The sequence below is a fragment of the Lacunimicrobium album genome, assembly GCF_052161635.1.
In the GTDB taxonomy this organism is placed as follows: Bacteria; Planctomycetota; Planctomycetia; order Planctomycetales; family Planctomycetaceae; genus SXPC01.
Genome location: NZ_CP197413.1, coordinates 3,027,053 through 3,048,495, shown reverse-complemented (window position 1 = coordinate 3,048,495; position 21,443 = coordinate 3,027,053). Strand labels below are relative to the sequence as shown.

The 21,443-nt window shown below is 54.3% G+C and carries 23 protein-coding genes; 14 read left to right on the top strand and 9 right to left on the bottom strand.

Annotation, left to right across the window (positions count from 1 at the left end; translation table 11 throughout):
- Positions 1-267 precede the first annotated feature (267 nt).
- From fliM to SH248x_RS12095, 9 genes are all read left to right on the top strand, one after another.
- Positions 268-1,356, top strand: coding sequence for a flagellar motor switch protein FliM (gene fliM / locus SH248x_RS12135; protein ID WP_459554541.1), 1,089 nt, complete (start codon positions 268-270; stop codon positions 1,354-1,356).
- Positions 1,357-1,544: 188 nt separating this feature from the next.
- The gene (gene infC / locus SH248x_RS12130; protein ID WP_459554540.1) at positions 1,545-2,102 is read left to right on the top strand and encodes a translation initiation factor IF-3; all 558 of its coding nucleotides are present in this window, start codon (positions 1,545-1,547) and stop codon (positions 2,100-2,102) included.
- A gap of 460 nt (positions 2,103-2,562) precedes the next feature.
- A complete protein-coding gene (gene rpmI / locus SH248x_RS12125; protein WP_459554539.1) occupies positions 2,563-2,766 on the top strand; it encodes a large ribosomal subunit protein bL35 in 204 nt (67 codons plus the stop codon).
- Positions 2,767-2,897: 131 nt separating this feature from the next.
- Positions 2,898-3,254, top strand: a complete 357-nt coding sequence (rplT, locus tag SH248x_RS12120) for a 50S ribosomal protein L20 (RefSeq protein ID WP_459554538.1) — start codon at positions 2,898-2,900, stop codon at positions 3,252-3,254.
- 515 nt (positions 3,255-3,769) lie between these two features.
- Positions 3,770-4,078, top strand: coding sequence for a hypothetical protein (locus SH248x_RS12115; RefSeq protein WP_459554537.1), 309 nt, complete (start codon positions 3,770-3,772; stop codon positions 4,076-4,078).
- A 123-nt stretch (positions 4,079-4,201) separates the two neighbouring features.
- A complete protein-coding gene (locus tag SH248x_RS12110) occupies positions 4,202-4,447 on the top strand; it encodes a hypothetical protein (protein ID WP_459554536.1) in 246 nt (81 codons plus the stop codon).
- Positions 4,448-4,957: 510 nt separating this feature from the next.
- Complete coding sequence (locus tag SH248x_RS12105; protein WP_459554535.1) at positions 4,958-6,025, top strand: DUF1559 domain-containing protein; 1,068 nt, start codon at positions 4,958-4,960, stop codon at positions 6,023-6,025.
- Positions 6,026-6,132: 107 nt separating this feature from the next.
- On the top strand, positions 6,133-6,447 hold the full coding sequence (locus tag SH248x_RS12100; RefSeq protein WP_459554534.1) for a hypothetical protein: 315 nt from the start codon (positions 6,133-6,135) through the stop codon (positions 6,445-6,447).
- A 146-nt stretch (positions 6,448-6,593) separates the two neighbouring features.
- A complete protein-coding gene (locus SH248x_RS12095; protein ID WP_459554533.1) occupies positions 6,594-6,890 on the top strand; it encodes a hypothetical protein in 297 nt (98 codons plus the stop codon).
- Positions 6,891-6,902: 12 nt separating this feature from the next.
- Here SH248x_RS12095 and SH248x_RS12090 read toward each other — a convergent pair whose 3' ends face one another.
- The 3 genes from SH248x_RS12090 to acnA all read right to left on the bottom strand — a co-directional run bounded on the left by SH248x_RS12090 (position 6,903) and on the right by acnA (position 11,613).
- Positions 6,903-8,168, bottom strand: coding sequence for an MFS transporter (locus SH248x_RS12090; RefSeq protein ID WP_459554532.1), 1,266 nt, complete (start codon positions 8,166-8,168; stop codon positions 6,903-6,905).
- A gap of 244 nt (positions 8,169-8,412) precedes the next feature.
- Entirely contained in the window at positions 8,413-8,862 is a 450-nt protein-coding gene (locus SH248x_RS12085; RefSeq protein ID WP_459554531.1) for a hypothetical protein, read from the bottom strand.
- A gap of 75 nt (positions 8,863-8,937) precedes the next feature.
- Positions 8,938-11,613: an aconitate hydratase gene (acnA, locus tag SH248x_RS12080; protein WP_459554530.1), complete on the bottom strand. Its 2,676-nt coding sequence runs from the start codon at positions 11,611-11,613 to the stop codon at positions 8,938-8,940.
- A gap of 292 nt (positions 11,614-11,905) precedes the next feature.
- Here acnA and SH248x_RS12075 point away from each other — a divergent pair, with 292 nt between their 5' ends.
- On the top strand, positions 11,906-13,309 hold the full coding sequence (locus SH248x_RS12075; protein WP_459554529.1) for a sulfatase: 1,404 nt from the start codon (positions 11,906-11,908) through the stop codon (positions 13,307-13,309).
- A 349-nt stretch (positions 13,310-13,658) separates the two neighbouring features.
- On the opposite strand, the gene SH248x_RS12070 is transcribed toward SH248x_RS12075, so the two are convergent.
- The 4 genes from SH248x_RS12070 to SH248x_RS12055 all read right to left on the bottom strand — a co-directional run bounded on the left by SH248x_RS12070 (position 13,659) and on the right by SH248x_RS12055 (position 17,649).
- Complete coding sequence (locus SH248x_RS12070) at positions 13,659-15,035, bottom strand: Gfo/Idh/MocA family protein (protein ID WP_459554528.1); 1,377 nt, start codon at positions 15,033-15,035, stop codon at positions 13,659-13,661.
- Positions 15,036-15,464: 429 nt separating this feature from the next.
- Positions 15,465-16,559 (bottom strand): tRNA dihydrouridine synthase, encoded by a 1,095-nt coding sequence (gene dusB, locus SH248x_RS12065; protein ID WP_459554527.1) that lies wholly within the window; start codon positions 16,557-16,559, stop codon positions 15,465-15,467.
- A gap of 50 nt (positions 16,560-16,609) precedes the next feature.
- The gene (locus tag SH248x_RS12060) at positions 16,610-16,930 is read right to left on the bottom strand and encodes a hypothetical protein (RefSeq protein ID WP_459554526.1); all 321 of its coding nucleotides are present in this window, start codon (positions 16,928-16,930) and stop codon (positions 16,610-16,612) included.
- Between the two features lie 389 nt (positions 16,931-17,319).
- Positions 17,320-17,649, bottom strand: coding sequence for a hypothetical protein (locus tag SH248x_RS12055; protein ID WP_459554525.1), 330 nt, complete (start codon positions 17,647-17,649; stop codon positions 17,320-17,322).
- A gap of 116 nt (positions 17,650-17,765) precedes the next feature.
- Between SH248x_RS12055 and SH248x_RS12050 the strand changes: the two genes are divergently transcribed.
- The 4 genes from SH248x_RS12050 to SH248x_RS12035 all read left to right on the top strand — a co-directional run bounded on the left by SH248x_RS12050 (position 17,766) and on the right by SH248x_RS12035 (position 20,266).
- Entirely contained in the window at positions 17,766-18,113 is a 348-nt protein-coding gene (locus SH248x_RS12050; RefSeq protein ID WP_459554524.1) for an ArsR/SmtB family transcription factor, read from the top strand.
- A 309-nt stretch (positions 18,114-18,422) separates the two neighbouring features.
- A complete protein-coding gene (locus SH248x_RS12045) occupies positions 18,423-18,890 on the top strand; it encodes an SRPBCC family protein (RefSeq protein WP_459554523.1) in 468 nt (155 codons plus the stop codon).
- A gap of 210 nt (positions 18,891-19,100) precedes the next feature.
- The gene (locus SH248x_RS12040; protein ID WP_459554522.1) at positions 19,101-19,838 is read left to right on the top strand and encodes a DUF899 domain-containing protein; all 738 of its coding nucleotides are present in this window, start codon (positions 19,101-19,103) and stop codon (positions 19,836-19,838) included.
- Positions 19,839-19,972: 134 nt separating this feature from the next.
- Positions 19,973-20,266: a hypothetical protein gene (locus SH248x_RS12035; protein WP_459554521.1), complete on the top strand. Its 294-nt coding sequence runs from the start codon at positions 19,973-19,975 to the stop codon at positions 20,264-20,266.
- Between the two features lie 15 nt (positions 20,267-20,281).
- Here SH248x_RS12035 and SH248x_RS12030 read toward each other — a convergent pair whose 3' ends face one another.
- Both SH248x_RS12030 and SH248x_RS12025 read right to left on the bottom strand, forming a co-directional pair.
- Entirely contained in the window at positions 20,282-20,920 is a 639-nt protein-coding gene (locus SH248x_RS12030; protein ID WP_459554520.1) for a hypothetical protein, read from the bottom strand.
- Between the two features lie 61 nt (positions 20,921-20,981).
- The gene (locus tag SH248x_RS12025) at positions 20,982-21,290 is read right to left on the bottom strand and encodes a hypothetical protein (protein ID WP_459554519.1); all 309 of its coding nucleotides are present in this window, start codon (positions 21,288-21,290) and stop codon (positions 20,982-20,984) included.
- Between the last annotated feature and the right edge of the window lie 153 nt (positions 21,291-21,443).

The following is a 21,443-nucleotide window of genomic DNA, read 5'->3' as shown; positions in this document are numbered from 1 at the left end:
TCCATCTGTCAGTCTCCTTATGCATGAGGAATGACGTTGCAGAGAGAATCACTACATTTTTCCCAATCTCTTTTTCGTTGCGTCTTAGCGCCCTCGCGTTAAAAATTCTCCTCCGCGACCTCTGCTCCCCTCCGCGTGCTCTGCGTTCCAACCTCTTCCGTTCTCTTCTCCCAAAGTTTCATCTTCCCCGATCGTGCCAACTTCCGATATAAGGAAGTGTGATCGCTCGGGTTCCGTCGATCCGACGTCTCGGCAAGGATGCGTGAATTGGCTGAAGTCTTAAGCCAGAATGAAGTTGAGTCGCTGCTGGCGGCCCTGGATCCCTCGGGAGGGCAGGGTGGGAGTTCGCATGCGCCTGCTACCCCGCGCATGCAGGATTTCGGTCGCCAAATCAGCGTTTATGACTTCAAACGCCCAGAGCGTGTCAGTAAAGATCAGATGCGAGCCTTCCAGGCTCTTCATGATGGTTTCAGCCGGGAATTCGGCGCGTCACTGAGTGGAATGCTCCGCTCGATCATCGAAGTCAAGCTGATCAGCGTCGACCAGCTGACCTACAGCGAGTTTGTCTTCAGTCTGGAAAACCCGACCTGCTTCAATCTCCTGTTTTCCAAAGGGCTTGATGGCCACATCATTCTCGACCTGAATCCCTCGATCATCTTCCCGATCATTGATCGCTTGATGGGCGGCGGCAAATCCGCTTCCAACACGCTCCTCAATCGCCCTCTGACTGACATCGAGCTCAAGCTTGTCTCGCGAATCACCAAGCTCGCCATCCAGAGTCTGAATAATACCTGGAGCAAAATCTGCGACCTCGATCTGAACGTCACGCAGATCGAAAGTAACCCTCAGCTGGTTCAGATCGTCCCGCCAAACGAAGTCATCGTCCTGATCAGTTTCGAGATCACAATGGGCGACGTCCGTGGCGTCATGAATCTGTGTATTCCGTATAACACAATCGAACCTCTCTCGGGCAAGCTCTCGTCCGATACCTGGTCGTCCTACACACAAAAAACGCTCGATCCGCTCCAAAGGGTTCACCTGGAAACCAACGTCGCCCACGCGGCTGTCGAAATGGTGATCGAACTTGCCAGCACCAAACTGACCGCCAGCGAAGTCTACGGCCTCGACGTCGGCGACGTCATCATGACCGACCACGAAGTCGCCAGCGGCGTCAAAGTCATCGTCGAGGGGCGGTCGATGTTCCTCGCGCAGCCGGGAGTCTTCAGGGGACAAAAAGCCATCGAGATCCGCTCCAAAGTGCCCCACTCCAAAGACGAGATCCAGGACCGCCTGACGAAACTCGGCATCTCCAAAGCTCCTCCAACACCTGAACGTGTAAACGCTGGCAAAAAGTAAAGTACCGGGCGTGTTTTCAACCCTCAGGGAACTCTTTTTGCACGTCCAAGAGAACTTTCTGCCGGTCATGATTGACGAAGCTCGGACTCAGGTGTACAAGATAGGATGCGAACTAGAAATCAGAAGGCGAGCGGGGGGTGTCAACCCCCTGTCTTATATCTCGTAGCTCTTTTTGTTTGAGCCAGACGTTGTCGACCACATCGACACTTTATTTCCATGATTCCAGGAGAACAAACATCGAAACGACTCACCGTATCAACGATCAAATTCGCGTCACACCCGTCAGAGTGGTGAATCAGAATGGCGAAATGCTGGGAGTGATCCCCACCCGAGAAGCGATTACCGTCGCTGTTGAATCAGGCCTGGATCTCGTTGAAGTCGCTCCGAATGTTCGTCCCCCCGTCTGTCGAATCATGGATTACGGCAAGTTCAAATACGAGCAGAAAAAGAAGACTGCCAAGAACACCAAGCAGCACCAGATCCAGATCAAGGAAATCCGTCTCCGCCCCAAAACCGGCGAGCACGATATCGATTTCAAGACCAAAAGAGCCCGCGACTTCCTCGAAGGCAAAGACAAAGTCAAGCTGCACATCATGTTCAAAGGTCGTGAAAACGCTCACCACGACCTGGGTCGAGACATTCTCAACGCTATCATCCAGCAACTGGAAGACATCGCGAAAATCGAGAAAGCCCCCTCCATGGAAGGCGGCAAAAGCATGACCGCTATCCTCACCCCCAAAGCCTAATTGAGGCTGCTGCTATCTAGTTCCTTCTCCCCCCGGGAGAAGGTGGCAGCTCAACACCTTAGGTGTTTACTTAACACAGTGCTGACGGATGAGGGACCTCTGCGAATTGCCCAAAGCTCACATTCGCATTCCTTCTTTCTTAATCGGCGAAGGCGCCAGAAGAGCGGATGACGGCGAGTAATAGGCACTAACACGCATTCAATCGCCCATCAAACGCCCCCTCACCCCAGATTTCACCCCCGCCAAACCCTGCCGGGAAGCCAATCCCGCTCCGAACCGTGGATTTTTTTGACTCAGTAGCCCTGCAGACTGGAAAATTCGCCACAGGCTCACTTATAATCTCCGACTTTCCCCCGCCACGCAAGTCGGCGCTTTCGGAAACGGTCCGCATTGTCGTGATCTCAATCACGTTGCAGATCAGCCAGCCAGCCAGCCAACAGACGAGTGAAAGTACGGTTCCATGCCGAAACTCAAAACACACAAAGCGATGAGCAAGCGGTTCAAAATCACCGCAACAGGTAAGGCTATTCACCGTAAAGCCAACCGTGGTCACAAGTTCGGTCATCGCCGTGGTGAACGCAAGTCACAACTGCGGATCGATGGCTGCATCACCGGCAAACAAGCCAAGCACATCCTCGAGTGCCTGCGTCCTGCTGGTCGCTAGTTGCTTCTAGACGTCGCCAGGGACTCTCACAGGGGCCTTGGCGATTGATTTTTTTTCATCGCTGTTCAATTTGCCTTATTCGACTAGTCCGTCTGTTTCAGACGTGTTGATTCAGAAAATTCAGGTGTGCCATGCGTGTCAAAACAAACGTCCCGGCTAAGAAGAAGAAAAAACGCTTATATCGTGACGTCAAAGGTGCTTACGGCGCACGCAAGAAAATTGTAGCCGCAGCCAAAGAAACCCGGGATCGTGCCTGGCAGTATGCCTTCCGCGACCGCCGCGCCAAGAAACGCTCTTTCCGTCAGCTCTGGATTATCCGTCTGACCGCCGCCTGCAAAATGCACGGCCTGCGTTACTCGGAATTCATCAATGGCCTGACCAAAGCCGAGATCACGCTGAACCGCAAATCACTCAGCGATCTGGCTGCCATGTATCCAGAAGTCTTCACCGAGATCGTCGGCGAAGTCAAAACCGCCTTGGCGAAATAGATATTCAGAACGTGAGTACAGCAAGCCCCCGAGAGATAGTTCTCTTGGGGGCTTTTTTTGTTGATTGTCTGTCAGGAAGCCCGTTGTAAAACGGAAAGCAATATCTCAAAACAGCCAAAGTACATTGCAGACATAAATACATAAGCAATAATAGAGGTGTTCAGTGGGTGGTTTTGCGGATTCAGCAAAACTGCGTCTTTAGTCGAACTGGAGGTATCCGTCTGCAGTTGGAGCAGGAACGGCGACATACTCCATTGCGGTATTTGTGCCACTCGGAATCGTCTCACAAATGGGACGTCGAGTTGATGAGGGCGGATAGTAGCATTCACTTCGTTAGTGAAAATATTCATCCGGGCAGCTGTCAGCGTCTCGGACACAAATGCGATCGGCACCCGGCCTGATTCCCACAGTCGGATTGTGAACTCTTGCGTAGTTATGCACATATCGAGAAATCATCTCTGCGATTTCGAGATGTGTCCTATTGGTTTCTACTGCTCAACATCTGGAGAGTCCCTATGAAAACCCCCGTCATTGCTTTGATCGTCTGCCTCTGTTTTGCATCTGGGTGTGGTGGCCCTGCGTCGTCTGGCAACACTGTCGACGTCGATTACTCAGCGGATATGGCGCTGAAGAAGACTCTCGGGGACGTTGCTAAAGGGGACGAAGTCGGCTCTGCTGAATCTACGATCAATGAGCAATTCGCTAAGCTCAAGGCGGCAAGGCCAGATACGGCATCAGCCATCGAAGCGGATATTCAGCAGCTCTTAAAGCTCAAGGGACCAAAGATGAAAGAAAAGGCCAACGAAATCATTGGTAAGATTTAGTTGCTTTCTTGATTCATGGGGAATGCTTAAAGGCCTCTGAAGAGATTCCGGGGCTTTTTTTCTGATATGGGATCATTTCTGTTCCGGCCTGCTTAAGTAGTTCCGCAAGATCTGTCGTCCTCAGTGTCAATGAGAGACAGCTTCACTGGTCTCCGGGACCGCTTTCAGAAAGAAAAGAAAGATCGCTGCTACCAGATTCAAAATGACGGTACTCCCCGGGAATGCGACCTGCGGTCCACCGGAATCGAGCAGCTTGCCACCAAAGCCGAAATCACACTCAATCGCAAATCACTCAACGATGTGGCTGCGATGTATCCCGAAGTCTTCACCGAGGTCGTGGGCGAAGTCAAAACCGCCCTCGCGAAGTAATCTTTGCTGAGCAGGCGATGCAGATCAATTGAAGGCCCCGCAAGACTCCTGTCTTGCGGGGCCTTTTTCGTTTGATGGATGCCTATCATTCCAATGCCAATTTGAGTCAGCGCGTTCACAAAAGTCGTGCCATGCTCACAGCTTGGGGTGGGCATGTGCTTCGTTTGACGTTGAAGTGTTCAGAACATGCTTGCTCAAAGCCGCAAGCATGGCACGTTGAGAACATGTGCTGAGTCGAGTGGTGAATGGGACAAATATCCCGGCATAGGAATACAGCAGTTGTGGAATATTTCTCAGAAAAGTGCTGCATTTAGTGTTATAGATATGTACGCATCAGCAAAAGTGCTTATGATTGGCGTTCAATAGCGTCGTTTTTCGTATGTTATTGAGATTATATGTCCAATCGGTGATGCTCTTGGACTTCAGCGGAATCAATCTGCCGCAAATTCTGCTCTTCAACTTTTTGTCGCCACTTCCTAACGATTTTCTGTTTCACGAAGGAATGCTGTCATGCCGAACGCTCCTGTTCAGCGATCCAACCGAGGCTTTACTCTGATCGAGCTACTGGTTGTTATCGCCATCATCGCGACTCTCGTCGCCATTCTGCTCCCCGCCGTCCAGCAGGCGCGCGAAGCCGCCCGCAGGTCCAGCTGCAAAAATAACCTGAAGCAGCTCGGCATCGCACTCCACAACTATCACGATACCTTCAACACCCTCTCAGTCGGCCGCTACGCCACGCAAGGCTGCGGAACAGGTGAGGGGACTGACTGGCGATCCCATAGCTTCCTGACCCAGATTCTCCCCAATGTCGAGCAATCAGCTCTATATGATTCACTTGACTTTCGTTACACCCTCCTGTCCGGTAACGGTGCCTGTGGCTCACAAACACCATACAACAAAAATGATTTAGCGGTCGCACGCAACAATATCCCTGCCTTCATCTGCCCATCCGACATCTCGCCACCCGGCGCCAACGGTACCGACAGCAGCTACAACAATTACGTCGGCAGCGTCGGCCCAACTTACAACACCTGGTCAACGGCTCGTGCAGACGCCGTCGGTATGTTCAACTTCCGCTACCACACTCGATTCGCAGACGTCCTCGATGGCCTGTCAAATACGATCATGATTTCTGAAATCATTCGTGGCGATGACAACGGAGGTGTCTTCACGATCAATTCCGATATCGTGAAAGAGCAGACAACGGCCCCAGCCACGAGACTTTTCACCCCAGCTGCCGAACTCGAAACCGCCGGAGCAGCTGCTTTGGCAGCAGGACAAGGCGGAACCTCAATCCTCAACAACGCAGGCCGACGTTTTCACAGCGCCTTTATGCTCAACTCCATGTACAACACTCTCTGCCCACCAAACTGGAAGTATCCTTCGCTCTCATCTGCTGCTGCTGGAAATGGTGACGCTCACCACAACGGTATTTACGCCGCACGTAGCCGACACAAAGGTGGCGTTCAGGTTGTCATGGGCGACGGTAGCGTTCACTTCGTCAGCGAAAACATTGATCTGCTGACTTACCAACGCCTCGGTCACGCTCGCGATGGCCAGACCGTTTCGTTCCCATAATAGCACTGGGCTTTTTCTTTTCTAAATGCCGCATGCTCCGAGATCATTCGCGTGATTTCAGCATGCGGTTTTCAATTTTCGTCGCTCATCATCAAGAGGTAATTCGCATGAAGTTCTCAACAATTGCAGCGTTGCTTTGTCTCGCATTTGCTTCCGGTTGCGGCGGTGCCACGACTCCCGATAATACGATCGCCCTCAGTGTTGATACTTCTCCGGAAGCATCTCTGAAGCGAGTCCTTGCCGATGTTGCTAAAGGTAGCGAAGTCGGTTCTGCTGAGCTCATGATCAATGAAGAACTGACCAAGCTCAAAGCCAAAGATGAAGCCAAAGCCACCGCGATCGAAGGTGACATTAAAGAGCTCTACATGCTGAAGGGCGACAAGATGAAAGAAAAAGCGAATCAGATTATTGGCAAGCTGTAATTGTCGATCGCTCAGAACAAGCACACTTAACGCAAAATTCACGCAAGCCCCCGTCCATCAGGCCGGGGGCTTTTTTATGATAGGCATTCAAATAACGGCAGGCCCTCGGGATGGGGCTTCGCGAGAAACAACTTGAGGATTCGATCATGAATTATCTGACAACGCTCCTTTTGTCTGTCTCCCTCGTAGTGGTGTCCGGCTGCAATCCAGCAACGAACACCACCGAGAAACCTGAAGTCCGCCTCAAACGCATTCTCGAAAACGTCGCGCAGGTTGGCGACATCAGTCCCGTCAAACAAGACGTCGAAACGATCTTCACTCAACTCAAAGCCGATTCTCCAGCCAAGGCCTCTGCCATCGAAAAAGAGATGCAGAGCCTGCTCCAGCTCAAGCACAAAAATCAGATCAAAGAAAAGGCCGGCCAGATTGCGACACTGCTTTAAACTGGCACAACCTTAGTGACCATACGACGCCGATTCACCCGTCTCTGGGACTGCTCGCAATGCGAAGAGAATGATCGCTGCTCCCAGGTACAAAACGACGGCGCTTCCGATGAATGCCCCGTGCGGACCACTGGCATCGAGCAGCATCCCGCCAATGCCAGCCCCCGCAGTGATGGCTGCCTGAATCGCAGCAACTTGAAGTCCACCCATGCTTTCGATTTCATCCGCAACGGTTCGAGTTCCCCACGTCGTCCAGGCCACGGGAATCAGTCCAAAGGCAAAGCCCCAGCCCGCCACGCAGGCGGCTGTCAAAACAAGAGAAGTCCCTCCAGCGACCAGGGCGGTCGCGAGAATCGCCATCAAGAGTGGCGTTAAGCCGAGTGAATAGCGAAGACTCTTACGAACGAGTCCACCAGCCAGAGACGTTCCGATGATGTTGGCGATCCCGAAAGCCAGCAGCATGCTGGAGACCCCATGCCCGTTGACTCCCGTGACGACCTCAAGAAATGGGCGGACGTAGGTGAAGAACACAAAGTGACCGCCAAAGACCAGCATCATTCCCACCATGCCGACGCCAATGTGAGGACGTCTGAGAATCTCAAGCAACGTACTCAGTTTCGCATGCCCAGTCGGCTTGATAGAGGGCAGTACAAAATACTGCCAGCAGAATCCACCAAACGCGAGCACTGCTGCTCCCAGGAAAATCCCTCGCCAGCCGATGATCCCACCCAGAAAACTCCCGACAGGACCCGCTGCCACCATTCCAAAGGAAACCCCTCCGAAGATGATCGAGAGGGCTTGCGGGACCATCGATGCAGGAACCAGACGGGTCGAGATCGCAGCGGCCATCGACCAGAACCCTCCCAGGCCAACTCCCAGTAGAACACGTCCTGCCAGGAACATCACATAGTTGGTCGCAAACGCCACGAGAAGATTCGAGGCCACGAGCACGACGGCAAAAAACAGCACCACAGAACGTCGGTCATAGCGGTGTGTGACCGTCGCTGTGAAGAGGCTCGAAAAGAGCGCGATCAGCGATGTCGTGGTGATCGCTTGTCCGGCCATCCCGTCGGTCACTCCCAGATCAGCCGCGATCGGAGTCAGCAGACTGACGGGAAGCAATTCCGCGATAATGAATCCCACGACGCTCAGCGACAAAGAGAAAACGGCTCCCCAGTGGGCATGCGTTTCGTCAGCGGTCTCGATCAACAGAGCATCCTCTGGAACAATCCCTGTCATGGCTTCGCTCATCGGGTCGTCACTCTCCACGGTCTTCATTGGCAGGCCTGATACGAAACCGTGGAGTCGTATGAAAGTCCCATCCCCTGACAAGGAAAAGCAGCGATGGACGCGATTCTCCAGAAGATCACTCGAATAACCAACCACACATCAGGGCAGAGCGATCCGAACCGCCAACAACGACATAAGCGTGAGAATTCGTTGATGAATTTCAAATGAGCGCCTGACCAGTCTTAAGGCGAGCGGGGGATGTCAATCCCCTGTCTTATTTTGGAGCAGTAAACTACTCGCTGACTAACTGCTCCACTCGCATCTGCTCGGCGAAGAATGCTGGAAATGAATCATCCAACACGTGACTCGAATTGCCGGTCCACCAGGCAAGGTCCTCATCGATGCCGATGATGCGTAAGCGTTTTCCACCTTGAATGATGTCAACGGAAGCTCGTGAAGAGGCACCAATACCAATCAGCTCATCCTTCTGGTTTGAGTCATCAGGAAAGTAGCTTAGCCACTTCGAAACGACTTCCTGATCATGAATGATTTTCTGATCCACAAGTCGAATCTCCTGTTCATCAAGCTTCAATATTGGCTCGATATTCTTGACAACGAGAACAATCTGCTCTTCATCTGGGATCGTGAGAGTGTGATCTGGACTGCCCGAATCGCATCCAATGCATAAAAACATCATCAGTGCGATGAAAGTAGCTGTTTTGCGGTATTCCATATTACTCATCCCCGTCGTCGCGCACGAAAGCGGGAACGTGACTCACATCACGTTCCCGCTTCTTCATTAATTCAAGGCATTCGTTTAGCTCTTCAACAGATCCCGCAGAACTTTGTGCAGGATCCCGCCGTTGCGGTAGTACAACACCTCGACCGGCGTATCGATCCGACACGTCGCGACGAAGTAGACTTCCGTCCCGTCGGCTTTGCGAGCCGTGACTTCAATCGCCTGCAGCGGCTTGAGGTTGTCATCCAGTGAGATGTCGAAAATCTCGGTTCCATCGAGTCCCAGAGAGGCCGCGTCTTCCCCTTCGCGGAACTGCAACGGCAGCACACCCATCCCGACCAGGTTCGATCGGTGAATCCGCTCGAACGAAACCGCGATGACCGCATTGATCCCCAACAGGAATGTTCCCTTGGCGGCCCAGTCACGAGAAGACCCGGTCCCATACTCGGCACCTGCGAGCACCACCAGCGACGTGTCAGTCGCTTTGTACTTCAGCGATGCATCGTAGATCGACATCACTTCGCCGGTCGGCAAGTATTTCGTGACGCCACCCTCGGTCCCCGGAGCCAGCAGGTTTCGCAGACGAATGTTCGCGAATGTTCCGCGTGTCATGACCCGGTCGTTGCCGCGTCGTGACCCGTAGCTGTTGAAGTCGTCCGGCTTGACGCCTTGTTCCTGCAGGTACAAACCAGCCGGCGCTGACTTCTTGATCGCCCCAGCAGGTGAGATGTGGTCCGTCGTGACTGAGTCACCCAGCAACGCCAGGACGCGAGCATTGCTGATCCCCTTGATCGGGCTCGGCTCGACGGGCATATCCTGGAAAAACGGCGGCTCTTGAACGTAGGTGCTGTCGAGATCCCACTTGTAGAGATCCCCTTCTGCCCCTGTGATTTTCTGCCACTCTTCAGGACCATCACTCGCCTTGGCGTATTCATTGACGAAGATTTCAGGCGACAGCGAGGCATCCATCGCGTCCTGAATTTCTTTCTGAGTCGGCCAGATGTCTTTCAGGAAGACGTCCTTGCCGGCTTTGTCTTTGCCCAGAGGCTGTGTCTTGAAATCGAAATCAGTCGTGCCAGCAATCGCATAGGCGACCACCAGCGGAGGGCTCGCCAGATAGTTGGCTTTGACCTGCGGATTGATACGACCTTCGAAGTTCCGGTTCCCTGATAGCACAGCCGAGACCACCAGATCCCCCTCTGCGACCGCAGCCGAAACCGCATCCGGCAGAGGACCGCTGTTGCCGATACACGTCGTGCAGCCGTATCCAACGAGGTTGAACCCGACTTCATCCAGATAGGGAGCCAACCCTGCCTTATCAAGATAATCCGTCACCACCCGGCTCCCCGGTGCCAGCGACGTCTTGACCCAAGGCTTGCGTGTCAGGCCTTTCTCGACAGCCTTCTTGGCCAGCAGACCAGCCCCGATCATGACCGACGGGTTACTCGTGTTGGTGCAGCTGGTAATCGCTGCAATCACCACCGAACCATCTTCGATCTTCGGGCGAGCACCTTCCTCGAACTTCACTTCAACCGGTGTTGCAGGCGTTTGACGACCAAACGTCGTTGCCAGATCACTCTGCCACTTGGTCTTCATGTCGTCGAGCAGAATGCGGTCCTGAGGACGCTTCGGCCCCGCCAGTGACGGTCTAACCGTTGAGAGATCCAGTTCCAGCGTGCTGGTGAATTCAGGATCAGGAGTCTCGTTCGTGCGGAACATCCCCTGGGCTTTGTAATACTTCTCGACCAGATCGACCAGTTCCGACGAACGCCCGGTTCGCTCCATATAACGCAGCGTTTCGTCATCGACGGGGAAGAACCCGATCGTCGCCCCATACTCTGGCGCCATGTTCGCAATCGTCGCGCGGTCAGCCAGCGTCATCGCTGACAAACCAGGACCAAAGAACTCGACGAACTTCCCGACGACCTTATGAGCCCTCAGCATCTGCGTCGCGGTCAGAACCAGATCCGTCGCGGTCGCCCCTTCCGGCAGAGACCCCGTCAGCTTGAACCCGACCACTTCCGGCAGCAGCATGTAAATCGGCTGCCCCAGCATAACCGCTTCGGCTTCGATCCCGCCGACACCCCAACCCACGACCCCCAGGCCGTTGATCATCGTCGTGTGGGAATCGGTCCCGACCAGACTGTCCGGATAAACGACCCCATCCTTCGTAAGGACCAGCGTCGCCAGGTACTCGAGGTTGACCTGGTGCACGATCCCCGTCGCTGGCGGAATGACGCGGAAATTCTGAAACGCCTGCTGACCCCATCGCAGGAATTGATAACGCTCGATATTGCGTTCGAATTCCTTATCGAGGTTCAGCTGCAGCGCGAACTTACTGGCAAACTCATCGACTTGCACCGAGTGATCGATGACCAGATCGCACGGCACGAGCGGGTTGATCTTCTTCGGATCTCCCCCCATGCGGACCATCGCTTCTCGCAGGGCAGCCAGATCAACGACCGCTGGCACCCCGGTGAAGTCCTGCAGCACCACGCGACCAGGATTGAACGGAATCTCGACGGCAGCAACCGACTTCGGATTCCAGCTGGCAACGTTCTTGACGTCTTGCTCGGTGACAATGAAATTGTCGAGCTTTCGCAACACTGATTCCAGCAACACGCGAATCGAAAACGGCAGACGGGAGATCGTCGTCAGGCCAGCTTCTTCCACTGCGGAAAGCGGGAAATAAGAAAACTGACCCGCTTTGGTGTCCAAAGTTTTCGTACCGCCAAAAGGATTGGCTTGAGTCATAAGGCAGCTTCTCTCGTTGATTTCAGTCGTGGGGACGAACGCATTTGACAGTCATCTGCAGTCGCAATGCGAGCCGCCCGGCGCGGTAGCGGATGGGCAAAATCGACGGGCGAAATCATAACACTCGCGCACGTTGATGAAAAGGCTGTTCAAATTTGTGTTGATGCGACGCTCTCTCGGTATAAGTTCATGTGATACTATCTTTTGCAAATGGAGTCACAAGCCCATAATCTCACGAATAACATCAATCACGCATGACAATTTGACGCACTCGCATCGAGGAGACGAAATCATGGCACGCACACTCTTAGCTGCCCTGGTCATAGCATACCTGTTCACGCCAGACACCCAAGCCCACGCAGAAGACACGCCAAAACCAAACATCGTCCTCATCTTTATCGACGACATGGGCTGGAAAGACGCCGGCTTTCAAGGCTCTGACTTCTATCAAACCCCAAACATCGACCGCTTCGCCAAGCAGGGCATGGTCTTTACGAATGCCTACGCCGCTGCTGGCAACTGTGCCCCCAGCCGAGCCTGCATGATTTCAGGCCAGTACACTCCTCGACACCACTTTTATGCGGTCGGTTCCACGAATCGTGGCCCGAAACAGAAAATGCGACTGACCCCCGTCCCGAACGTCCAGGATCTCGCCGCCGAACAGGTCACCATCGCCGAAGCATTGAAAATGGCGGGATATCGCACCGGCATGTTCGGCAAATGGCACCTCGGCACCGAATCTCCCTTCCTCCCCAGCGATCAGGGCTTCGACGTTACTGACATGACCCATCCTCCCAAGCCCAAAGAATTTCAGGAATCAGACGACCCCAAATGGATCTATCGCATTACGCAGCGCGCCTGTGACTTCATGGAGGATTCGCTCAAGAACCACAAGCAGACGCCCTTTTTCCTCTATGTCCCTCATCACGCGACCCACATGCCCATTCAGGCACGGGAAGCCATGCTCAAAAAGATGGCCAGTCAGCCCGACGGCGAATACCAGAAAAACAAAAAATACGCCGCCATGAACGCCCAGATGGACGATGGCGTCGGCATTCTCCTGGAGAAAATCGACGACCTTGGCATCGAAGACAACACTCTCGTCCTCTTCATGTCCGATAACGGCGCTCTCCCGCAATCACCGCCCAAACCCCTGCGCGGCTTCAAAGGCATGTACTACGAAGGCGGCATCCGCGTCCCCATGATCGCCCGCTGGCCCAAAGTCATCAAACCCGACAGCGTCTGCAATACTCCCGTCATCAACCTCGACTTCTACCCCACCTTCCTCGAACTCGCCGGCGCAAAAGTCCCTTTCAACAAAACCCTCGATGGCGTCTCTTTGAAGCCTCTCTTCGAAGGTCAGACCCAGGTCGCTGATCGCGCCATCTTCTGGTTCTTCCCCGGCTACCTCGACAACGCCAACCCCGGCGCCAAGAACCCCGACTTCCGCACTCCCCCCGTCACCACCATGCGCAAAGGCCCCTGGAAACTCCACCTCTTCCACGAAGAATGGATCCTCGACGACCAACAAAACACCAGCTCCCCCTGGAACTCCATCGAACTCTATAACCTCGAAGATGATATCTCCGAATCCAAAAACCTCGCCCAAGACAACCCCGAGAAAGCCCTGGAACTCTTGGAAGAACTCCTCGCCTGGCATAAAAGCGTCAACGCAAAACTCCCCACCAAAAAGTAGAGCAGGGTGCCATCATGTTCCTTCTCCCCCCGGGAGAAGGTGGCGGCGCTTCGCCGACGGATGAGGGCATCGCGCCAACAAGCCTCCTATAAACTAATGGAACAATGAGGGCAGTGCGAAACTCCATTCCCCGTCCCTTCTCCCTCGAGGGGAGAAGGTGCCCGAAGGGCGGATGAGGGTGGGCGATAGGCTAGTGTTCTCCTCCATCTCCTTATCGACTCCCAGCAAAAAGCAGGGTGCCGACGAGTCCTCGAACCGCACCAATTGTGAATCCAGACAACAAAAAAAAACGCTGGCCAGGGACAACCTTCCCCGACCAGCGTTTCATTCTGCATCATCAACTCAAACGTCAAACCTTGATCTCAAACCCCTTACGCTGCTCCCGGCTGACGAAGCTCTGGGCCTGATCGTCGCCGACGATCTTCTCGGCTTTCGCATCCCAGTTCAACTCGCGACCCAGACGGATCGCAATGTTGGCAAGGTGGCAGGTCGTCATTGCTTTGTGGTGCGTGAAGACATCCGAAACCGGCAGGCTGCGATCGCGGATACACTCGACGAAGTTTCGCATGTGATTGCCAGGCTCTTTGCCTTTGCACAGCATCTTGATCGCATCGTCTGGCAGTGGGTTGGTCTTCATGTCGTCGACCAGGTCGCCGGTGATCTTGCCGCGGTCGACGAAGATCGTCCCGTTCTCGCCTTCGAGCATGATCCCGTTCCCGAAGCCCAGATCTTGGGCTTGATCGCGAATCGCCATCTCGATGCCGTTTGGATAGCTGACATTGATGCGGAACTTCGTCGCGACGTTATAACGATCGTCCTGGGTGGGCATCCCGTCTTTGAGAGGGACAGGATGGACAACATCGTCCATCACAGGCGTGATCTTCGATGGCCCGTCGCTTTCGCCCAGCATGTTGATGGCCCACGATGCGATGTCGACGTGGTGAGCACCCCAGTCAGTCATCTTGCCGCCCGAGTACTCATACCACCAGCGGAATTCATAGTGGCAACGCAGCTTGCGATAAGGGGTCTCTGGAGCCTGTCCCAGCCACATGTTCCAGTTCAGATTCGCAGGCACGTCGACGACCGGCTGTGGATCACACGACGGAGCGCCACCGATCGCGCAAGTGATCTTCTTGAGCTTGCCCAGTCGACCTGAGTGAGCCAGCGCGACAAACGTCAGGAACCGATTCCCCATTTCGCTACGCTGCTGCGTTCCGACCTGGAAGACCCGACCCGTTTCTTTCGCGACCTTGCAGATCTGCTGACCTTCTTCAATCGTCAGCGTCAAAGGCTTCTCGCAATAAACATCTTTGCCCGCCTGCATGGCTTCGATGGCAACCTTGACGTGCCAGTGATCCGTCGTGACGACGATCACCGCATCGACATCCTTACGATCCAGAACCTTGCGATAGTCTTCATAGACATCCGCTTTGCCCCCGGTCAGATCCTTCGCGCGATTCGCACGATCCGAGTCGACATCACAGACAGCCACATAGTCCCCAAACGGCATCGACTGACCACCGACGGCTCCGAGTCTCTCTTTCGAATTCACCCCCCAGCGATCCCCCGAGCCGACGACCGCCCAGTTGAGTCGCTCATTAGGAGACTTGGCAGCCTGAGCAGCCAGAGACAGGGAAGGGGAGCCGAACATGGGGAGCGTCGAAGAGGCGAGGGCAGCCATCGAAGCTGTCTGCAAGAAGTCACGTCGATTGGGGCGATGAGGCATGATTGGTCTCTCTGAAGGTACGCAGGGCACAATCAAAACGTCAGTCGTGATGGACACGCTGACACAATGGATGGATCAACGGACTCTAATGTATCCCCCCGCGCAATCTCAATCAAAAACCTCACCCCTTTGAGAGTTAATGCGAAAAATCTCCAGAACAACAGCCTGTTTTGAATCAATTACGCCAGCCTCCTGAGACAATTTGCTAGATTCTGCCCCTTCTCCCCCGGGTAGAAGGTGGCCGAGTCGAACCTCGGGTTCGCAATCAAAACAGTCGAGGTCGGATGAGGGATCTCTGCAAATTTATATCGCTCAACAAATCTACTTACACCTCTCTCAACCTTCGCGTCTTAGCGCCGTCGCGTTAAACCCTCCGCGACCTCTGCCCACCTCCGCTCCCTCTGCGTTCCAGTCTCTCTCCCCAATCAACTACCAATGCGCATTCGGCCCTCCCGGCACCGGAATATTCAACTCCGGCAGCCGATTCCGATCCCCTGTCATCGGCCCGGTCGTCTTGATCTGCTCGACGACCTCATAAAACTCCCGTCCATTCTGTGCCCGCTGCGCCAGATCCCGCTGACTTGGATAGACACGCATCGCTTTCAGATACCAGGCAATCGTTTTCCGAAACGCAATCACGCCACTCTCATCCCCATGCTGCTCGCACAGAAATTCGAACTGACGGACCAGCACATCCATCCATTCATCAAACCCCTTGCCACTCTCAAAACTCCCGGTCGCTTCCCACTGCACCAGTTGCGAAAAGATCCACGGATTCGCGAGCGCCCCGCGTCCGATACTCACTCCGCGACACCCCGTCTCGACAAACATCCGCGCCACATCCTCGACGTTCCGCATGTCCCCATTCGCGATCACCGGGATCGACTCAACCGCCTCGACCACCTTGCGAATTCCCTCTCGATCCACCGTCCCGCGAAACCCCTGCTCCCGCGTCCGACCATGAATCATGACACTCTTCACCCCCACCTGCTCAAAGTCCCGCGCAAACCGCGGCGCCGTGATCTGCGTCGCATCCCATCCCAGACGCATCTTGACCGTGACTGGAATCTTGACCGCATCGACCACGCTCTGCGCCAGCTTCACTGTCTGCTCCGGCGCACACATCATCGACGCGCCGGCCCCGTTCTTCGTCACATGCTCGACCGGGCAGCCCATGTTGATATCGATCAGGTCAACCCCCATCCCCTCGAGCATCTGAGCCGCATCCCGCATCACCCACGGCTCACTCCCAAAAATCTGCACCGAAAACGGCCGGTCGTCATCATGCGACTCGACCATCTTCATCGTCTTAGGCCGCTTCTCAATGAGCGCCCGCGCATTCACCAGATCAGTCGTCGCCAGCCCCACACCCCCCAACCCCCGCACCAGCCGACGAAACGCCAGATTCGTATACCCCGCGAGCGGCGACACCAGATAACGCGACGGCAACACCACCCGGCCAATGCGCAGGCCTTCCCGCGAACGCACCTCCGCAGCCACACTCTGTAAATCAATCGACGTCATAACTCATATTGTAGGGTGCCGGTGAGGCTTTGCGAACCGCACCAAATGGACTACGGCGCGGGATCAGCAAAGAGAACAAAAAGAAGCACAATTCCAAAGAAAACGAGCACTGGATTCAGAACGCTGGCGAAGACCCAAGTCCACACAGAAATCTTCTCGAAAGCGAGATAAAGCAAACCGGCGAGTAGAAGTGAAATAGGATAAAAAAGGAGCTGTGGATTGACGTACTCGTAGATCCGAAGTGGCCAAAAATACTCGAACATCTCAAGTCCAAACAGCGTCCCGGCCAGTAATATAAGGTGCAGTCCCCAAGCCATCAAGAGTCGTTTCGGCTGATGAGTGTGAGTCTCGGAATTATCATAATCAATCATCGCTCACTCTCCGTGTCGGCTGCTGGGGAGCCTCAACGCTTTGCAAATCCAACCTCTTTCTCACTTGATAAGCTTCCACAAAAAAGTAGATCGCTGCAGCGAGACAGACAGTCCCGAGAAACAGGCTATAAGAGCTAATCTGTATGACTGAGATGATGGGCTTGTCACTTGCAAAAGTCGCTAAGCTCCATTCGTAAAATTTCGAGTCGGTAACGAATGAGATTCCCACAAAAATGTATGGCACAGCGAACAAGAATGCTGCAATCAGAAGACGAAATCCTGTCTGTTGCAGCCAGATTGCCCTTCGATTTTCCCAGCTTGGTATCGAACGCCGCCTCTTCGTTTGTTCTGTCATCAACTCACTCCGTCAACTCACTCAAATTCGCAAACTATGGTGAAAGTTTCTGTTTCTTCGAAGATTCTCTCAACTCCTGTTTCGCCGCAATCAATTTCGAAACGAAATACACCCAGACCATCATGCAGAGCAATGCAACAGCGAGACTCACCTGAGACGCAGCCAGAACGACCGAAAGCAGCGAAACGCCACCAGTCTGGCGAATCATTACCGCAAACGATGACATATCGACGACCAGGACATACATCGCAAGGATCGGTGCAAAAGCCAGAATCAGCGCCGCCAGCTGCATCCGAAAACAGATCCGCCACAACTGCTCGACACGCTTGGCTTCCCAACTCTCAGGTTCTTTTTCCTCATACATCACAACAACTCGCTTTCTTTCCTCACTGTACCATCTGCGTCCACCCGCGTTCATCTGCGGTTCAAAAAGAACAAAAATTCTGCTTGACATATTCCAATAACGGAATACGATAGGCCATGCCCAGAGCAACCACCACCTCCGACATCTTCAACGCGATCGCCGAACCTCGTCGACGCGAGATCATCGGCTTGCTCAGCAACGGTCAGCGATGGTCGGTGACGCAGGTTGTCGATGCCATTGCGCATCCCCAGCCAGCGGTCTCCAAACACCTGGCCGTCTTGAAAGCCGTCGGCGTTGTCGATGTCGAAAAGGCTGGCAAAGAGCGTCTGTACTTCCTCAAACCCGAGGTGCTCAAACCCGTGCACGACTGGGTCAAACCCTACGAAAAACTCTGGGACACCCAACTCGCCCGCATCAAAGCCCGAGCCGAACAAAAAGCCGCCGACCGCGCCCAAAAGAATTAGCCACATAGCTCCCTTCTCCCCCCGGGAGAAGGTGCCGAAGGCGGATGAGGGCATCGCGCCAACAAGCCTTCTATAAACGAATGGAACAATGAGGGCAGTGCGAAACGCCATTCCCAGTCCCTTCTCCCTTGAGGGGAGCGGCATTTCGTCCCTTCTCCCTTGAGGGGAGCGGCATTTCGTCCCTTCTCCCTTGAGGGGAGAAGGTGTCCGAAGGGCGGATGAGGGTGGGGCATAGGCACTCATTCGCACCCATCCACTCACTCTCCAACAGCCACAACAAAACTTCCTTTCCCAAAAAAGGACCAACCCATGTCCGCCACTCCCATCTCCGCGGCGACCGACGACCAGATCCGCACGATCCGCGTTCATAAAGAAACCTTCATCGCCGCCCCGATCGACATCGCCTACGAATGCATCCTCGACGAACTCGGCCCCGAAAACCAACTCCCCGGCAAACCGATGCCCATGATCCTGGAACCCTTCCCCGGCGGCCGCTGGTTCCGCGACCTCGGCAACGACGCCGGCCACTTCTGGGGACACGTCCAGGTCATCAAGCCACCCACCCTCATCGAAATCACCGGCCCTCTTTTCATGTCCTACGCCGGGAGCAACCACCTCCAATACAAACTCCGCGCCGAAGGGGAGGGGACCTGGCTCACCTTCCTCCACACCGGCTTCGGCCTCATCTCCGAAGACCACCTGCAAGGCGTCCACGAAGGCTGGCAACAAAGCCTCAACCGCATCATCGAACTCGCCAAAAAACGTATAGTTACTTGACCTCTGACCCTTCTCCCCCGGGGAGAAGGTGGCCGAGTCTTCGAGGTCGGATGAGGGACCTCTGCGAAGTTAATAGATCCCACACCACCGTTCCTTCTCCCTTGAGGGGAGAAGGTGCCCGAAGGGCGGTTGAGGGTGGGCTATAGGCAACCACTAACTCCCAATTTCATAACCAACACCAAACAAAACTCTTCAAAAAGGAACCACCCCATGCCCCAACCCACCACCCGCTCCACCTGGCTCGCCGCGCGCAAAGCCCTCCTCAAAAAAGAAAAAGAACTCACCCACCTGCGTGAACAACTCGCCGACGAGCGCCGCAATCTCCCCATGGTCAAACTCGACCAGGACTACACGTTCGACGGCCCCACCGGCCCCGTCACCCTCTCCGAACTCTTCGACGGCTGCAGTCAACTCCTCATCTATCACTTCATGTTCGCACCCGAGTGGTCCCAGGGCTGCAAGTCCTGCTCCGCGATCGCCGACCATTACGACGATACCATCATCCACCTGCGTCACCGTGATACCAACCTCGTCACCGTCTCCCGTGCCCCGATCGAAAAACTCCTCGCCTTCCGCGACCGCATGGGCTGGACGTTTCCATGGGTCTCGTCAGGTAACAATCGCTTCAATAGCGATTATGGCGTCTACTTCACCGAAGAAGAACTCAAAAATCCTCTCTCCATCTACAACTACGTCTCACCCCCATACCCCATCACCGATCTCCCCGGCCTCAGCGTCTTCACCCGAGACGAAGCTGGCAACATCTACCACACCTACTCCACCTACGCCCGCGGCCTCGACCCCTTCCTCAACTTCTACAACTTCCTCGACCTCACCCCCAAAGGCCGCGACGAAGCCCCGGACGCCCCCGGCATGGACTGGCTCCGTCACCACGACAACTACGAAGCCCCCCACTGCGTCGACCCCTGGGCCGAACAACATGCATAGTCTACCCGGGAGGGAGAGGCTCCGTCCGAGCCGCGATCGCGCATTGCAACGCTTCAACGTCAGCTAGACGCCAATCTCTGTTCCGAATCAGGGCGGACTACCAATCCGCCCACCCACTCCCCAAGGCCAAAGCAATGAAACCACTTCCAACTCAACCCTGCTGCTGCCACCCCGCCAAACACTCTACTCCTCACCCCGCACGACACCTCGGCGTCACACTCCTCAGCGCCATCACCTGGCTCTTCATCCCCAAGTGCCCGGTGTGCCTCTCCGCCTACATCTTCACATTCACCGGTGCCAGCCTGACCTTCAGCACCAGTACCTTCACTCACAAGCTCCTGTTAACAATCGTCGTTGCAGTTTTCCTCTACAGCATGTTCCGATTAACCATTTCGTTAATGAGACAAAATCGTTCTCGTATAACGTAAGCAGGTTCACAGTCCTCAGGTGGTCGTTTCCAGCTGAGCCGAGACAGGATTGATAATCTGCTGGTAAAGAATGAAGTAAGCCGTGATAGCCAGTGAAGGAATTGCAAGACAAAGGTAAATAAAAACAACGCCCTCCAAAAGCGTAAAGAAACCAGGAACCCCAAGCAGGCAGAGGCCCATAACGCCGAAAGTAAGAAGTCCACTGCAGACGAGCAATGGAATGAAATTGACGGGAAGTCTTTTCCAGAGAATCAGCTTGAAAGAGTAAGCCGTCGCCAACCAGAACAGCAGCGGAAACTGAGAGACTTCTAGAAACTGTCTGAGCAAGTCAGGCAGAATTGTATAGACGGTAAAAGAAAGGGCGACACTCACAACGGGACCCAACAGCGAGAGGAAAAAACACACGACAACAAGAAGCTCCAACTTGAATGAGGAGAACTGTCCCAGTGACAGCCTCGCTAACAATGCCATGTTAAACGCATGCGCGGTCAAGAATGCGATCGAGTACAGGAACGTCAAATCGAGCGGATTGTCATAGTTGCCATTCTCTATTGCTTCATTCAACAAACCGTACCCCATCGCAGCCGGGATTGCCGATGTGCAGGCAGCGATGAGTAGAAGTAATTCAGGGCGAATCGCTTTAGAATGCTCCACTCCGCAGACCTCATCAAGACACCGCTTCGTCACTCGGGACAGTCGCTAGAAGCATAAAAACCTAATCGGTTTTGCGTCGATAGCGATAGGGCTGGATCGACTGCAACGACAGGATTGTGTCGCCAATCTTGAATGCCAGATAACAGCCGCAAAGAAACACGGAAACATAAAATACTTCCACCGACGCATTCACGATCAATGAGCGGTGTCGCGGCGACACAGTGCCATCCAATGTCTGATCAAGGATCGCGGAAATCGTCGTAAAATTGGAAGTCACGACAAGCGGAATCACCGCCAGCAGACCAACAGCCGCAAGATGCACCAGCAAAGCACGAAGGTGTCGGTTTTGTCGCTGACGCTCAGAAGTCATGGCCAAAATTTCCGCACGAATGGTGAGACGAGTCTGACCATATTACGGATTCCAGTCTCACTTCGTTGGATGCTTGTATAAGTGCTGCTTACGAAACCGCAAAATGCTCGGTAAGTATAACACTTACCGAGCATTTCAGTGTTGCAGGCCTCT

What these genes read in the sequence shown, in the direction of transcription:
- rpmI (WP_459554539.1), top strand. Translation starts at nt 2,563, where the DNA reads ATGCCGAAACTCAAAACACACAAAGCGATGAGCAAGCGGTTCAAAATC.
- rplT (WP_459554538.1), top strand. Translation starts at nt 2,898, where the DNA reads ATGCGTGTCAAAACAAACGTCCCGGCTAAGAAGAAGAAAAAACGCTTA.
- SH248x_RS12115 (WP_459554537.1), top strand. Translation starts at nt 3,770, where the DNA reads ATGAAAACCCCCGTCATTGCTTTGATCGTCTGCCTCTGTTTTGCATCT.
- SH248x_RS12105 (WP_459554535.1), top strand. Translation starts at nt 4,958, where the DNA reads ATGCCGAACGCTCCTGTTCAGCGATCCAACCGAGGCTTTACTCTGATC.
- SH248x_RS12100 (WP_459554534.1), top strand. Translation starts at nt 6,133, where the DNA reads ATGAAGTTCTCAACAATTGCAGCGTTGCTTTGTCTCGCATTTGCTTCC.
- SH248x_RS12095 (WP_459554533.1), top strand. Translation starts at nt 6,594, where the DNA reads ATGAATTATCTGACAACGCTCCTTTTGTCTGTCTCCCTCGTAGTGGTG.
- SH248x_RS12090 (WP_459554532.1), bottom strand. Translation starts at nt 8,168, where the DNA reads ATGAAGACCGTGGAGAGTGACGACCCGATGAGCGAAGCCATGACAGGG.
- SH248x_RS12085 (WP_459554531.1), bottom strand. Translation starts at nt 8,862, where the DNA reads ATGAGTAATATGGAATACCGCAAAACAGCTACTTTCATCGCACTGATG.
- acnA (WP_459554530.1), bottom strand. Translation starts at nt 11,613, where the DNA reads ATGACTCAAGCCAATCCTTTTGGCGGTACGAAAACTTTGGACACCAAA.
- SH248x_RS12075 (WP_459554529.1), top strand. Translation starts at nt 11,906, where the DNA reads ATGGCACGCACACTCTTAGCTGCCCTGGTCATAGCATACCTGTTCACG.
- SH248x_RS12070 (WP_459554528.1), bottom strand. Translation starts at nt 15,035, where the DNA reads ATGCCTCATCGCCCCAATCGACGTGACTTCTTGCAGACAGCTTCGATG.
- dusB (WP_459554527.1), bottom strand. Translation starts at nt 16,559, where the DNA reads ATGACGTCGATTGATTTACAGAGTGTGGCTGCGGAGGTGCGTTCGCGG.
- SH248x_RS12060 (WP_459554526.1), bottom strand. Translation starts at nt 16,930, where the DNA reads ATGATTGATTATGATAATTCCGAGACTCACACTCATCAGCCGAAACGA.
- SH248x_RS12055 (WP_459554525.1), bottom strand. Translation starts at nt 17,649, where the DNA reads ATGTATGAGGAAAAAGAACCTGAGAGTTGGGAAGCCAAGCGTGTCGAG.
- SH248x_RS12050 (WP_459554524.1), top strand. Translation starts at nt 17,766, where the DNA reads ATGCCCAGAGCAACCACCACCTCCGACATCTTCAACGCGATCGCCGAA.
- SH248x_RS12045 (WP_459554523.1), top strand. Translation starts at nt 18,423, where the DNA reads ATGTCCGCCACTCCCATCTCCGCGGCGACCGACGACCAGATCCGCACG.
- SH248x_RS12040 (WP_459554522.1), top strand. Translation starts at nt 19,101, where the DNA reads ATGCCCCAACCCACCACCCGCTCCACCTGGCTCGCCGCGCGCAAAGCC.
- SH248x_RS12035 (WP_459554521.1), top strand. Translation starts at nt 19,973, where the DNA reads ATGAAACCACTTCCAACTCAACCCTGCTGCTGCCACCCCGCCAAACAC.
- SH248x_RS12025 (WP_459554519.1), bottom strand. Translation starts at nt 21,290, where the DNA reads ATGACTTCTGAGCGTCAGCGACAAAACCGACACCTTCGTGCTTTGCTG.